This is a genomic window from Streptomyces sp. NPDC040718, from assembly GCF_055593565.1.
This window is the reverse complement of sequence record NZ_JBVIXO010000020.1, coordinates 111,492-126,060: the sequence shown is the minus strand read 5'-3', so window position 1 is coordinate 126,060 and position 14,569 is coordinate 111,492. Positions and strand designations below refer to the sequence as shown.

The 14,569-nt window shown below is 74.1% G+C and carries 9 protein-coding genes; 2 read left to right on the top strand and 7 right to left on the bottom strand.

The window, feature by feature from the left end; translation table 11 throughout:
* On the top strand, positions 1-94 hold a 94-nt coding region (locus ACZ597_RS32920; RefSeq protein WP_381153455.1), incomplete at its 5' end, for an adenosylhomocysteinase.
* Positions 95-121: 27 nt separating this feature from the next.
* Entirely contained in the window at positions 122-1,279 is a 1,158-nt protein-coding gene (locus ACZ597_RS32915; protein WP_471338542.1) for a prephenate dehydrogenase, read from the top strand.
* A 39-nt stretch (positions 1,280-1,318) separates the two neighbouring features.
* Here the strand turns inward: ACZ597_RS32915 and ACZ597_RS32910 are convergent, their stop codons facing one another.
* From ACZ597_RS32910 to ACZ597_RS32880, 7 genes are all read right to left on the bottom strand, one after another.
* Positions 1,319-1,849: a winged helix-turn-helix domain-containing protein gene (locus ACZ597_RS32910; protein WP_471338540.1), complete on the bottom strand. Its 531-nt coding sequence runs from the start codon at positions 1,847-1,849 to the stop codon at positions 1,319-1,321.
* Positions 1,850-1,973: 124 nt separating this feature from the next.
* Positions 1,974-3,074: a methyltransferase gene (locus tag ACZ597_RS32905; RefSeq protein WP_471338538.1), complete on the bottom strand. Its 1,101-nt coding sequence runs from the start codon at positions 3,072-3,074 to the stop codon at positions 1,974-1,976.
* Between the two features lie 32 nt (positions 3,075-3,106).
* On the bottom strand, positions 3,107-3,304 hold the full coding sequence (locus tag ACZ597_RS32900) for an MbtH family NRPS accessory protein (RefSeq protein WP_471338536.1): 198 nt from the start codon (positions 3,302-3,304) through the stop codon (positions 3,107-3,109).
* A gap of 20 nt (positions 3,305-3,324) precedes the next feature.
* Positions 3,325-5,700, bottom strand: coding sequence for a M20/M25/M40 family metallo-hydrolase (locus tag ACZ597_RS32895; RefSeq protein WP_471338534.1), 2,376 nt, complete (start codon positions 5,698-5,700; stop codon positions 3,325-3,327).
* Entirely contained in the window at positions 5,697-6,797 is a 1,101-nt protein-coding gene (locus ACZ597_RS32890; RefSeq protein ID WP_471338532.1) for a hypothetical protein, read from the bottom strand. Before ACZ597_RS32890 ends, ACZ597_RS32895 begins: the two co-directional genes overlap by 4 nt.
* Entirely contained in the window at positions 6,794-11,239 is a 4,446-nt protein-coding gene (locus tag ACZ597_RS32885; RefSeq protein ID WP_471338530.1) for an amino acid adenylation domain-containing protein, read from the bottom strand. Before ACZ597_RS32885 ends, ACZ597_RS32890 begins: the two co-directional genes overlap by 4 nt.
* On the bottom strand, positions 11,236-14,556 hold the full coding sequence (locus tag ACZ597_RS32880) for a non-ribosomal peptide synthetase (protein WP_471338528.1): 3,321 nt from the start codon (positions 14,554-14,556) through the stop codon (positions 11,236-11,238). Before ACZ597_RS32880 ends, ACZ597_RS32885 begins: the two co-directional genes overlap by 4 nt.
* Positions 14,557-14,569: the final 13 nt, after the last annotated feature.

Here is a 14,569-nt window from a genome sequence, read left to right as displayed (position 1 = left end):
GGGCGTCAAGCTCACCACCCTCCGCCCCGAGCAGGCCTCCTACATCGGCGTCAAGGTCGAGGGCCCCTACAAGCCCGACCACTACCGCTACTGAGCCGGCCCGGAACGGAGTGACGACAAGGTGATCGCAATCGAACGCACGCACGGGTCGGATGTGCTCAACACGGTGACCGTGATCGGTACCGGGCTGATCGGAACCTCCATCGGCCTCGCCCTCACGCAGCGCGGTGTACGGGTCCATCTGCAGGACGTCCATGCGGAGTCGGTACGGATCGCCGAGGCCATGGGGGCGGGCACCGCGCTCGCCCCCGCGGACAGGACGGACCTGGCGGTCATCGCCGTGCCCCCGCGCAGCGTGAACGCCGCCCTGGCCGATGCCCAGCGGCGGCGGATCGCCCGGCACTACACGGACGTGGCGAGCGTCAAGGCGTCGCTCCCGGCTGCCGGAGCCGACTTCGGCTGGGATGCCTCCCGCTTCGTCGGGGGGCATCCCATCGCCGGCCGGGAACACCCCGGCCCCGGCGCGGCCCGCAGCGACCTCTTCCAGGCCAAGCCGTGGATCCTCACCCCGAGCGCGGACACCTCTCAGGAGACGACCGCCGCCGCCCGTCAGCTGATCGGCCTGTGCGGCGCGGACGCGGTGACGATGGACGCGGAGACCCACGACCGGGCCATCGCGATGACTTCCCATCTCCCGCACCTGGTCAGCAGTCTGATGGCCCGGATGCTGCGGTCGTATGACGAGAGGGCGCTCGGGTTGTCCGGCTCCGGACTGCGCGACTTCACCCGCATCGCGGCCGGCGACCCTGCGCTGTGGACGGAGATCCTCGGGTCCAACGCCACCGCGGTGCTCGGAGCGCTGGAGGGCCTGCAGCACGACCTCGAAATGACCAGGCGTACCCTGCGCGTCCTGGCCGACGCCCCGGAGGCCGGACCGACGCAGGTGGCGGCCTACCGCGAGCTGCTGCGCCGGCTGCTCGAGGAGGGCAGGTCCGGGCAGTCGCTGATCCCGCAGAAGTACGGGGCCCAGGGGCGCGCCTACGACACGGTGCAGGTGCTGCTCACGGACCGCGAGGGCGAACTCGCCCGGCTGCTGGCCGATGTGAGCGAGCTGAACGTGAACGTCGAGGACCTGTGGATCGAGGACTCCGCGGATTCTCCGACGGGGCTCGCGGTCCTCTCCGTCGACGCGACGGTGGCACCGGACCTGGCCGCGTGGCTGGAGGGCCGGTCCTGGCCCGTGGTCAGCGAGGGCCTGGCGATGGCCGAGCCGCGCTGAGCCGGCGGGCCCGGGACACGGGACGCGGGGCGTTTGCCGTCAGCCGACGGCGAGCGCCCCGTCCGACGTTTCCGGCTCCTGTCCGGGCGCGTCCTGCGCGGTCTCCTGGAGCAGGTACCCGCGGCCCCAGGCCGTGCTGATGCCCAGCCCGAGCGGGGCGATGCGCCGCCGTATCCGCATCATGTGCAGGTCGAGGGCGTTGCGGCTGTTGGCGCGGGGGGCCGCCGACAGGTGTGCCAGGGCTTCTCTGGCCACCAGTGAGCCGTAGTTGCGCACGAGTTCGGCGACGATGGCCACCTCCGTCGGGGACAGCACCACCGAGTCGCCGCCGAAGCTCAGTTCGCCGTCCACGTCGAGGGTGGGGACGCGGTAGGCACTGGCCTTGGCGCGCAGCGCGGTGACCCGTGCCGCGAGGTCCTCCCTGCTGACCGGGGTCCTCACCCAGTCCTCCCGCGGGTCCGCGGTCAGCGGTGGCGTCGCGCCGTTCTCCACGAGGAGCAGCCGCAGGGCTCCGAGTTCCCTGCATCTCTCCCGCTTCGCCGTCTCCAGCGGCCAGCGAACGATCCTCACCTTTTCTTTTTCCGGCGTGGTCAGCATCAGGTCCTCCGCCCGGTGCGGGATGACGGACGGCCCGTGCCGCGGCCCGGCCTCCGCCCCCTCGGGGGCGGGACCGGGCCGCTGCACGGGCCGTTGATTACTTGGTGGCGATGATGACGCCGTGGGGGGTCCAGCCCGGGAACTCGATCCGCTCGAAGGAGGCGGGGTCGAAGCCGGCCTTGGTCAGGGACTCCTCGTAGGTGGCCCAGGAGTAGATCATCCCGCCCTCGGCCGGCAGCGCGGCGAAGTAGACGCTGTCGAGCGCCGCCACGACCGGGCCGTCACCCTCGTCGTTGGACATCGAGTTGAAGATGATCACGCGGCCGCCCTCGGGCAGGGCGTTGTAGGCCTTCCGCAGCAGCGCGGTGTTCTCCTCCGGCGTCCAGATGACGAGCTGGTGGGCGAACATCACCGTGTCGTAGCCGGTGGGGAACTCGTCCGCGTGCATGTCACCGGGCTTGACCGTGATGCGCTCGCTGAGGCCGGCCTCGGCGATCTTCTTCTCGGTCAGCGGGGCGGTCGGCGGGATCTCCAGGATGCCGGCCTCGATGTGCGGGTTGGCCTGGGCCAGCGCGATCGAGTTGACGGCGTCGCCGCCGCCGCAGTCGAGCAGCTTGGAGGTGCCGGAGAGGTCCAGGATCTCGACCAGGTGCTGGTTGGCCAGCTCCGACCAGGACCGCATGTACTTGTAGAAGGCCTGCTCCATCTGCGGGTTCTCGTGCAGGCGGTGGTACAGGTCGCGGCCGGAGCCGCGGACCCGGCGCAGGCCGACGTTGCTGTTGGCGCGCAGCGACTCGGTGAAGTCCATCTGGCCCTCGTAGCAGACGTACTGCTCGAAGCCGACGGTGTCCTTGAAGCGCTGCCAGTCGTCGGTCTTGAGGAGCTCGGCCAGGACGGTGGCGAGCTGGTAGCGGCCGTCCTCGACGGTGAGCATGCCGGTGGCGGTGGCGCCCAGCAGCAGGATGTCGTTGGCGCGGTCGGCCAGGCCGAGCTCGGCGCCGATCTGCGGCTTGGTCAGGCCGGGCTTGTCCTCCAGCAGCTCGAAGAGGTTGAGCTCGCAGGCGGCGTTCAGGTACTGGAAGGCCGAGGCGCCGAAGAGGATCCAGGCCAGGCCGTCCATGTCGAGCGGAGCCTTGCCGACCGGCGGGCCACCGGCGGGGTTCTGGGCGGAGGAGGTGTTGTCGAGGGTGACGGACATGGTGGTGTCTCTCCTTGTGTGGTGGTGCGGGATCAGGCGGCGCGGGCGGGGGTCGGCCCGTCCCATACCGTCTCGATGTGTTCCAGGCATGCGCTGCGCGGGCCGTCGAACCCGGTCGGACGCCAGCCGTCCGGGACTCGGCGTTCCTGCGGCCAGATCGAGTACTGGCCGAAGTCGTTGGCGACGACGGTGCAGAGGACGGAGTCGTCTTCACCCAGGAAGGTGGTCATGCTGGTCACTCCTTTCGTTGTCATGCCGGCCCTTCCTGGGCCGGCAGGTGCACCCTCCGGACGACGAGTGAGGCGTTGCCCCAGGTGTCGACGTCGAGGGCGGCCGCAGGGGTGATGTGCTCCGGGATCCCGGTGGCGGGATCGGTGCCCGGGGCCGCCGCGAGGGACCGCGGCAGTCCGTCGATCCGGTCGAGGACCCTGAGCCGGGTCCCGGACGACGGAAGTTCGATTTCGACGCGGATGCCCGCGTCGGGTACGGCGTGCAGCCACAGCTCCCAGCTGTCGTTCTCCGCCGGTACGGCGGCGGGCTGCGACCAGGTGCCGTCCTCGACGCGCCAGCGGCGTACCCCGCCGCCGACGACGGCCAGGGACAGCTGGCGTGCGCCGCGGGGTGAGCGCAGGTGGAGCAGCAGGCGCCGGCGGCCGGCCTCTCCGGCCGCGTCCTCCACGACGGTCACCTCGGGAGCCGGCAGGTCGAGCCGGGGGGCCGGCGCGTGGAGGAAGTCCCGCTCCCAGCCCGGGAAGTGCTCCGGGAGACGGCCCTTGGCCGGCTGGTCGCCGAGGAAGGCGCGCGTGCGCTCGGAGGCGGACTCGTCACTGCTGATCCACAGTGCCTCGGCGCGCTCGGGGTCGAGGAGGTGGCTGATCGTCTCGGGCGGCGGCGCTCCCTTGCCGCGGCGCAGGAAGCGCCGCGCGGCCACACCGCCGGCCAGCAGGAGGCCTCCTGCGGCGGCGGCCCTGCGCACCGGGCGGGGAAGTTCCGCCAGTGCGGGTGCGGCCAGTTCGCCGCACAGTTGGAGGGCGACGACCGCGGTTCCGGCCAGGCGCGGGGTCAGGCCCTTGAAGAGCAGCCGGGACAGCGGTACGAAGAGGGCGGCAGCCGGGGCCGCGGCAGCGGCCGCGCCCAGGGCGTGCCGTACGGACGGCGCCCGCCGGGCCTCGCCCGGGCGCTCCGCGCCGAGGAGGCACAGGCCGGCGCCCGCGCCGACCAGCGGCCAGGTCGTCAGGTAGCTCCCGCCCGGCAGGCCGGCGGCGAGGGCCGCCGAGGCGGCCGCGAGCGGAAGGGTGGCCCCGGCCGTGCGGGCGGTGGCTGCCGTCCGGCCGGCGGGGCCCGTGAAGACGGCGGCGCAGGCGAGTCCGGCGACCGCGGCGTAGATGTCTCCGGAGCCGTGGAAGTCGCCGTGCCGGCGGAACTCGGGTGCCAGCTTGCCCATGGCCGCGGTGAACGCCGTGCCGGCGGCCGCGCCCGCTGCGATGCGCGCGGCGAGCAGGGCGCTGGTGCCGGCCAGCCGGCCGCCCGTCAGGCCGCCCTTGCGCAGCGCGTGCCGCATCGAACCGGCCCACAGCAGGCCCGCCGCGGCCGTCAGGGGGACGACGGCCTTGCCGGGGATGCGGACGAGACGGCCGCGCCCGGCGGGGAAGAAGACCGCGTCCTGGCCGCCGAGCTCGGCGAGGTCGGCGGAGCCGAGGCGGCGGGTCAGGGCCAGGGCGAGTTCGCCGTGGTGCTGGAGCGCCGCGGGGTCGACGTGCTCGATGTCGTCGAGGGGGCCGTGGTAGGCCGCGAAGCCGCCGATGTGGGCGAAGTTCAGGCCGGGGATCCCCCGTTCCTTGACCAGCGCGAAGTCGGTGGCGTTGGGCATCCGCCGGTAGATGGCGTCGAAGAGGGAGCTGGCGAACACGGGCACGCCGGTGCGGGCGAGCTCCTCCACCATCGGTCCGTTGCCCGGACCGGCCTCGAACATCAGGACGGGGCCTTCGGTGCCGCGGGCCTCGAAGTTGAACGCCACGCCCACGGTGCGCGCGAGCGGGTGCCGGTCGAAGAACGCGCGGGCGCCCAGCAGTCCGGCTTCCTCACCGTCGGTGAACACCACGAGGACGTCGTTGACGGGCTGCCCGCCCCCGGCCCGCAGGGCGCGGACCGCCTCCAGCAGCGCGGCCACCGGGACGCCGGCGTCGCTGGCGCCGGGGCCCTGCGACACCGAGTCGTAGTGCGTCATCAGGAGGACGGCACGTCCGGGTACGGAGCCCGGAAGCCGGCCGATGACGTTCTGTACCCGCCCGCCCGTCAGGTAGCGGGGGCCGTAGGGCGTGGGCCCCAGGTCGTGGCCGGAGACGGCCTCCTGGACCTCCGTCTCGAAGCCCAGTTCCTTGAGTTCGGAGAGCAGGTAGTCGCGGACGCGGTGCGCGGCCCGGGAGCCGACCGGGTGGGGTTCGACGGCGACCGCGTGGACGTGGCGCATGGCGCGTTCCGCGGAGAACTCCTCGGCGGCCGATCCGTCGGGGCGGGGCCGCGGCGAGGTGAGCGAGGTGGCGGCGTACGCCGCCGCGGCGCAGGCCGCGGCGGCGGGACCGTAGCGGGCGAGGCCCTCGCGCAGCGCGTGGGAACCGCGGATCACGAGGCTTCCCCCTCGGTCGTGACGGGCGGCTCGGGGAGCGAGCGCAGCCGGATCTTGCGGAACTGGCCGATGACGCCGACGGCGGACCGGGACGAGCCCTCGGTGGCCAGCAGGCTCGGGGACGCGTCGCCGACGAAGTGCTCGCACACTCCGATGTGGGAGTCGTACGCCTCGGCGAGGGCGGCCCGGAAGGCGGCGGGCCGGTCGGAGCCCTGGCCGGCGAGCCACTCCCAGGCGCCCCGGGAGCCGGCCAGACCGGCGATGAGCACCTCGTGGTCGCGCCAGTGCAGGCCGCTCATCTTGGGCGGCGCGACCGGCGGCATGAGGGTGGGGCGTATCTGCTCGTTGTACTGCTCGCGGTTGGCGTCCCCCGCGTAGAGCAGGGCCCCCTGGCAGCCTCGCATCAGTGCCACGGCCGCCGCGGCGGACGCCTCCGCGCCGGGGAGGTCCTCCCGGTCGGCGCTGTCGCGCAGGCATGCGGTGGCGAGCGCGCACGCCTGGGCGAAGACCATGAAGACGTGGTGTCCGCGCACCCAGCGGCGCAGCGCGTCCTGGTGGACGGGCGGACCGGGCGGGCCGGCCGCCGGGACCGGCAGGGGCTGCGGTGCGCTGTGCGGGTCGGCGAGCCAGCCGAGCAGCGCGTCGAAACCTCCGAGGAACCGCTCCCAGGCCGTCTCGTCCAGGTCGGAGCCGTGGTCCACGGCGACTTCCAGGATGCCGATGAGGGCGGCGAGGGCGGCGTCCACCAGGAGTTCGGTCACCGGGCCGCGGGTGCGGACGATGCCGAAGGCGAGGTCGTTGTCGCGGTTGGCCTCGGACTCCGCCGGGTCCTCGCCGACCGGGCCGAGGCCGACCCGGGGCAGCGCGTCGCGGGTCTGCCTGGCCTGGTCCAGCAGGGCGGCGAGGCCCGTCCGGGCCGCCGGGCGGGCGAGGCCGCGTGCGGCCTCGCCCGCCCGCTCCGCGACGGCGTCGCGGAGCTCGCCGAGCGTCGCGGGCAGTTCCTCGGGGCGTCCGAGGCGGAAGGGCACCGTGGCCACCTCGGCCACGTAGTCGGGCTGGCCCTCCGGGTGCCGGAGCGGGGTGGTGGGTGCGTTCATCGGGCTTCCGACGGGGTGATGGGGTCGTGGACGACGTCCGCGGGAGCCGGCATGAATCCGGTGCGCACCAGGTAGTCCATGACGGCGTGGGCGTCGGCCTCCGTGGTCGGCGGGCAGGCGATGTCGCTGCCCTCCAGCATGCGGAGCGTCTCGGCGCACTCCAGGGCGGGCTGGACCTCGTCCATGTGCTTGGGGTCGAGGGCCCGGTGCGGCTCCGCCTCGGCGTCCTTGATGAGGGGGACGAGCGGGTACAGGAGGTGGCCGGGGCCGACGCCGAGGGCGCGGCGCCTTCCCTCCTCGAAGGGCACGATGTCGAACTCGTAGCCGTACCCCTTGATCCAGTCGCAGAAGGTGCGCAGCGGCACCGGCTCCGGGTTGAAGAGGTGGTAGAACCCGTCGATCGCCTCGCGCTTGCCCGAGATGTGCACGATGGCGGAGGCCACGTAGTCGACCGGGATCACGTCGAAGATGCGGGGGTAGTCGGGCAGGATCCGCATGGGCAGGAATCCGCGGAGCGCGACCAGCAGGTAGTCGATGGTCTGGGTGGCGCCGTTCTTCGTGTGGCCGAGGATCAGACCGGGGCGGAACACGGTGACCGGGATGCCACGGCGGCGGGCCTCGTCGACGACCTTCTCGGCCACCCACTTGCTGCCGGTGTAGCCGGCCGGTACGCCGACCGCGGAGTGCAGCGGGGCGTCGTTCTCCAGGAACGGGCGCGGCATGTGCGTGGCGAGGAGGGTGTCGATGGTGGAGACGTGGTGGACGGCCTTGAGGCGGGTGGTGCAGGCCAGTTCCAGGACGCGCTGGGTACCGCCCACGTTGGCGGCCTTGAGCGCCGAGTAGGGGTAGACGAAGTTGACGAGCGCGCCGTTGTGGTAGATCACGTCGACGGTGGAGGCGAGGTCGTCCCACTGCTCCTCGGTCAGGCCCAGGCGGGGCTCGGCGAGGTCGCCGACGACGGCGCGGACGCGGTGGAACTGGTCCTCGACGTCGATCTCGTAGAGGGCGAACCCCTCCCGGAGGCGTTCGAGCGCGTGCTCCTCGTCGCGGGCGCGGCAGAGGGTCACGACCTCTGCTCCGGTGCGGCGCAGCAGCTGCTCGACGAGGTGGAGGCCGAGGTATCCGGTGGCGCCGGTGAGGAAGACCCGCTGCGGGTTCTCCCAGTCGGCCTCGGGCAGTCCTTCGGGGCTGATCGACGGGTCGAGGGTGCCGTCGCCCTCCAGGGTCGCGGCGTGCTTGCGGCCGAGGACGCCGGCGAGGCCCTCGCGGCGGTAGATCTCGATGGTCTCGGAGACGCCGGCGACCGTCGGCGTGCGGAAGAACTCGTGCAGCGGGATCTCGACGTCGTGGCGGCGGCCGAGCAGGGAGGCCAGCTTCGCGAGGATCAGCGAGGTGCCGCCCAGGTCGAAGAAGTCGGCGTGGATGTCGACGGCGGGGACGCGCAGTACGGAGGCGAAGGCCTCGGCGACGGAGCGCTCCAGCGCGTTGCGGGGCTCGGCGGGGGCGTCCTGGCCGGCGGCGGGCGCCGCGGTCTGCCGGGACAGCAGCTCGGCGACGGCGCGGCGGTCGACCTTGCCGTTGGAGGTGAGCGGCAGCTCGTCCAGCACCGTGAACCGGTCGGGCACCAGGTAGCCGGGCAGCTCCTCGGCGAGTGCGGCACGGACCTGCTCGACGGACGTGCCGTCCGCCGCGTCGCCGTCGGCGGGGAGGACCAGGGCGGCCGCGAGGCGGGCGTTCTCGGTGCCGGCGTCGAGGGCCACCACGGCGGCGTCGCGGACTCCGGGTACGGCCTGGAGGACCGATTCGACCTCGGAGAGCTCGACGCGGTGGCCGCGGATCTTGACCTGGTCGTCGACGCGGCCGAAGAACTGGATGGAGCCGTCGGGGAGCCTGCGGCCCATGTCGCCGGTGCGGTAGAGGCTGGTGCCGGTGTCCCCGGCGGCGGCGAACGGGTTGGGCAGGAAGCGGGCCGCGGTCAGCGCGGGGCGGTCGTGGTAGCCGAGGGCGACGCCCGCACCGGTGACGACGATCTCGCCCGGAACGCCGTCCGGCACGGGCCGCAGCGCGGCGTCGACGATGTGCACGCCGCAGTTGTCGACGGGGCGCCCGATCGGTACGGGGACCGTGCGGTCGCCGCGCGGCACCCGGTGGCCGGTGGCGTCGATGGTGGCCTCGGTCGGGCCGTAGAGGTTGGCGACCTCGGCGGACCAGGTGGACTCGACTCGTTCCAGCAGGGTGTCCGTGAGGGGCTCGCCGCCGCTGAGCACCAGGCGCATGCGGGTGCAGGTGCCGGCCTCGTCGTCGTCGAGGAGCAGGGACAGCAGGGAGGGCACGCCGCCCAGGACGGAGACCTGGTGGTCGCGGAGCGTGGAGATCAGTGCGGCCGGGTCCTTCATCTGCTCCTCGGTGGCGAGGACGATGGAGGCGCCGGCGGCCAGCGGCCAGAACGTCGCCCAGACGGACGGGTCGAAGCAGAAGCTGTGGTTGTGCAGGACCCGGTCGTCCCCGGTGAGCTGCCAGTTCGCCTGGCGCCAGCCGATGTTGTTGACGACGTTCGCGTGGGTGACGACGACGCCCTTGGGGCGTCCGGTGGTACCGGAGGTGTAGATGAGGTAGGCGGGCGCGGTGGCCGGGACCCGGTCGGGGCGGCGGGCGCCGCCCTCCGTGCGGGTGCCCGTCAGCCCGTCCAGGAGCAGGGTGGGGACGCCGAGGTCTCCGAGCGGCTGGACGGAGCTCTCGGTGATCACCAGCGAGGGCCGCGAGTCGGAGAGCAGGTAGCGCACCCGCTCCTCCGGGTAGGCGGCGTCGACGGGCACGAAGGCCGCGCCGGCGGCGAGCGTGGCCAGCAGCGCGGTGACCGTCGAGGGGCGGCGGTGCAGCCATACGGCGACGCGGTCGCCGGGGCGCACTCCGCGCGCCGCCAGCTCGTCGGCGAGCCGCGTGGCGTCCGACCACAGCTGGGCGTACGTGACGTCGTTGCCGTCCTGGCGCAGCGCGACGGCGCCGGGGGTGGTGGCGGCCTGCTCCTCGACGAGGTCGACGAGCGAGCGGGTGTCGGCGGCGGTCCGTGCGCCGAATCCGGCTTCGAGGGCGATGCGGGAGCCCTCGGCGCCGAGCAGCGGTACGACGGCGCCGGTGACGTCGGCGGGGCCGCCGGGCAGGATCGCGTCGAGGACCGCGGCGAGCTGGTTGCCCAGGGCGCGCACCCGCTCCTCCGAGTACAGCTCGGTGTCGTAGTCGATCTGGGCGACGGCCACGCCGCGCTGGAGGACGACCGTCACGTCGAGGTCGTACTCGGTGCCGGACGCGGCGTTGGGGACCTGCCGGGCGGTGCCCGAGGCGCCGCCGAGCGGCTCGCGGGCGTCGACGGCCCGGACGACGGTCTGCACGTAGGGGGTACGGCTGATGTCCCGGCGCGGCGGCGCCACTTCGAGGAGGTGGGCCAGCGGGACGTCGACGGCGGGGGTGCGCAGCTGTCGCCCGACCGCGGCGACGAGTTCGGGCAGCGGCAGCTCGTCCGCGCCGTCCACGCGGACCGGGCGCAGGGCGTCGAGGGGGCCGACGACGGTGCGCAGGTCCCCGCCGCGGACCGTACGGACGCCGCAGGCGGCGGCGCCCGTGGCCTGGGAGCGCATGAGGACGACGAGCCAGGCGGCGGCGACCGCGGCGTCCCAGTCGGCGGCCTCGGCACCGCGTGCGGCGAGGGCGACGGGGAGCGGCAGGACCACGGAGGCGGAGGCGTTCGACTTGATGTCGGGGCGCGGGCCGAAGCTGGGGATCTCGGTCGCGGCGGGGCGGGCGAGCTCCTTGGCCCAGTCGGCCACGGCGGCCTCCAGACCGGCCTCGGCGAGTCGCTCGCGCTCTGCGCCGAGGGCCTGCTCCAGCGCCCCGGCGGTGTCCGCGGAGCCCTCCGGCTCGCCGTCGCCCAGCAGTTCGGCGACGAGCAGGTCCAGGGAGGTCGCGTCGAGGACGAGACGGTGTCCGGCGAGGACGAGTTCGGCGCCTCCGTCGGCGGAGCGCAGCAGCAGGACGCGCAGCAGCGGTCCGTGGCCGAGGGAGAAGTCCTCCTCGACGAGGTGGCGGACGAGCTCCTGGGTCCGCTCGCCGTCGGCGGCCCCGGGCGCGTTCACGGTGCGCAGTGCCACCTCCGCGAAGGGGAGGACCAGGCGGGCGGGACGTCCCGCGACCTCGACGAAGACGCTGCGCAGCGCCTCGTGGCGGGAGACCAGGGCGGCCAGCCGCAGCTGGAGCCGGGCGGCGTCCGGGGCGCCCTTGAGCTGGTACCGGCCGGTCACGACGGCCCAGGAGCCGCCGGCTATGCCGCTGAGCAGCCACAGGCGGCGCTGCTCCACGGAGAGCGGGGCGGCTGATTCCGCTCCGCGGTCTTCGAGCACGCGGTGTAGGGCGTCGGTGAAGTTCTCGGTGGCGTCGGGCCGGGTCACTGCGAAACCTCCAGGGGAGCGGGGTCGGAGCCGGGGGTCGCGGTCGAGCGGCGCAGCGTGGGGAAGTCCCAGCCGTCGTCCGCCGTTCCGCCCTCGGGCGAGGGCTCTGCGGTCTGCCCCGCACGCCCGTCCGGGTCTTGGGGTGGTGCGTGGTCCGCGCCGCCGTGCAGCTGGCCGACGGTTCCGGCGAGGCGTGCGACGGTCGGTTCCATGAAGAACTCGGCCACGGGAACCCGGGCACCGAGATCGCGTTCGATGCGCTGGAGCAGGTCCGCGGCGAGAAGCGAGTGTCCGCCGAGTCCGAAGAAGTCCTCGTGGATCCCGACTTCGGGAAGGTCGAGGAGTTCGCACCACAGTGCGGCGACGGCCCGCTCGGCGTCGGTCGACGGGGCGACGCGTTCGCTGCCGCCCTCCAGGCGTCGGCCGGTGCCCGGCAGGGCGCGGCGGTCGACCTTGCCGTTCGGGTTGAGCGGGATCTCCTCGACGGCGTAGAGCTCGGAGGGCAGCATGGCGGCGGGCAGCGTCTCGGCGAGGGCCTGCCGCAGCCGGGCCGCCTGTCCGGCCGTTTCCAGGGCGCCCTGGCCTGCCACCAGGTAGCCGGCGATACGGGCGTTGCCGCGCGGGTCGAGGACGGTGGCCGCGGCGTCCCGTACCCCGTCGAGGCCGCGCAGCGCGCTCTCGATCTCGCCCAGTTCGATGCGGTGGCCGCGGACCTTGACCTGCTCGTCGGCGCGGCCGACGAACTCGATCAGCCCGTCCGTGCGCAGCCGTACGACGTCGCCGGTGCGGTAGAGCCGTTCACCGGTGCGGTACGGGTCCGGTACGAACCGTGCGGCGGTGCGCTCCGGGTCGTCGAGGTAGCCGAGGGCCACGCCGGGGCCGCCGATGAACAGTTCGCCGCAGACGCCTGGCGGGACCGGGCGCAGGCCCGGGTCGGCCACCAGGGCGCGGGTGCCGGGCAGGGGCCGGCCGATGGTGACCGGCTCGCCGGGCCGGACGGCCGCCGCGCAGGACCAGATGGTGGTCTCGGTGGGGCCGTACAGGTTGTGCACCTCGGCCGGGGTGTGGGCCAGCAGGTCGGCGAGGTCCGGCGGCAGTGCCTCGCCGCCGGAGAGGAGCTTGAAGCCCGGACGCGGCCGCCAGCCCGCGGACATGGCCAGCCGCCAGACCGCCGGGGTGGCCTGGGCAACGGTCAGGCCGGGGGTGCTGAGCCGGGCGGCGAGGTCGGCGGCGCCGCGCTGCGCCGAGGAGGGCGCCACGACGACCGTGCCGCCGGTGACGAGCGGGCCGAGGAGCTCCAGCAGCGAGATGTCGAACGCGGTGGTGGTCAGGGCCAGCAGGCGGTCGCCGGTGCCGAGGGCGAGCCGCCCCGTCATGGCGTGCAGGAACGAGGCGAGGTTGCCGTGGCTGACGACCACGCCCTTGGGGCGGCCGGTGGAGCCCGAGGTGAACATCAGGTACGCGGGGTCCTGCGGCGCGGTGGCCGGTTCCGGCTCCGGTCCGCCGGCCGGCGCCGGGTCCGTGAGGGCGGACAGCGCGACCGCGCGGTCCCGGTACGCGGGCGGCAGGTCGTCCGGGGCCTCGCAGACGAGGACGGCGGGAGCGGCCTGCTCCAGGATCAGTTCGCGGCGCGGCAGCGGCGCGGCCGGATCGACCGGCACGTACACGGCGCCCGCCCGCCAGCAGGCCAGCATCGCGATCACCGCACGGACACCGCGCTCGGCGAGGACGGCGACGCGGTCCCCGGACGACGCTCCGGCTGCGCGCAGCCGCGCCGCCGCGGCGTCGACGCGCTCGGCGAGCCGGCCGTAGTCGAGGACGGTCTCGTCGTCCCGCACGGCCTCGGCGCGGGGGCTGCTCGACGCCAGCTCCCGGATCCGCGGCCACACCAGGGGCCACGGCTGTTCCAGCGGGCCGCCGTCGAGGAAGGGGTCGAGTACGGGGTGCGAGCCGTCCGCGGCCAGGTCGACGGACGACACCGTGACGTCGGCGTCGCGCAGGATCTGCCGGAGCACGGTGTGCAGCTGGTCGGTGAACCGTTCGGCGGTGGTGTGGTCGAACAGCGCCGAGGCGTACTCCAGGAAGCCGTCGATCGCGCCCGCGCCCTCCTCGAAGAGGAACAGCGACAGGTCGACGCGGGCGTTGCCGCCGTCGACGTCCTCGACGTCCACGCGCAGGCCGGGCAGGTCCCAGCCGCGGCGCACGTCCTGCTGGAGGCCGAACATCACCTGGAAGACGGGGCTGCGCTCGGGCATGCGCGGGGGCGCCAGGAGCTCCACCAGCTCGCCGAAGGGGAGGTCCCCGTGTTCGAGGACGCCGCCGAGCCGGTCGTACAGCTGCCGGACCAGTTCGCCGAGGGTCGGTTCGGCGCGCAGGTCTGCGCGGAGCGGGCAGGTGTTCGCCAGGTAGCCGACGGTGTCGGCGAGGTCGGCGTGGGAGCGGTTGGCGACCGGTATGCCGACGAGGAGGTCGTCGGCGCCGGCGTTGCGGGCGAGCACGACGACGTAGGCGGCGAGGAGCGTGGTGAAGGGGGTCACCCCGCGCTCGGCGGACCAGTCGCGGATCCGGTCGGCGAAGGGCGCGTCCAGCCGGACGGGCACCCGGGCGCCGGTGTAGGACTGCAGCGCCGGCCGGCGCCGGTCGACGGGGAGTTCGAGGACCTGCGGGGCGCCGGCCAGGGTCCGGGCCCAGTGGTCGCGGGCGGCCTGGCGGTGGGCGGACCAGTCGGGGTCGGGGGACTCCTCGCCGCCGTTGTTCCAGACGACGTAGTCGGCGAACTGGAGGGGCGGTTCGGCGTCGCCGGGGCCGCCTCCGGTGTAGTGCTCCAGCAGTTCGCGCAGGACGACCTGGAGGGACAGGCCGTCGCACACGGCGTGGTGCACGCACAGCAGCAGGACGTGGTGGGTGTCCGTGAGCCGGACCAGCAGGCCGCGCAGCAGCGGCGGTTGGGCCAGGTTCCAGCCGCGCTGCGCCTCCCGGCGCAGCAGCTGCTGGAGCTCGCGGTCGAGCTGACCGGCGTCCAGACCGCGGCTGCCGAGGTCGACGACGGGCAGGGAGACGGTCACACCGGGTACGACGACCTGCGTGAGGGTGCCGTCGAACTGGCGCAGTCCGGTGTGCAGCGCCTCGTGGCGTTCGACGACGGCGCTCAGTGCGGCCTGCAGCGCGGTGCGCTCCAGGGAGCCGCGCAGGTCCATCCGTACGGCGAGGCCGTACGCCTTGCCGGCCGCCTCGTTCATCCGGTCCAGGAACCACAGCCGTTCCTGTCCCGGGGATGCGGGGAAGAGATGGGCGTCGGGTGGGAGCCGGTCGCTCACGGGTACTCCAAGG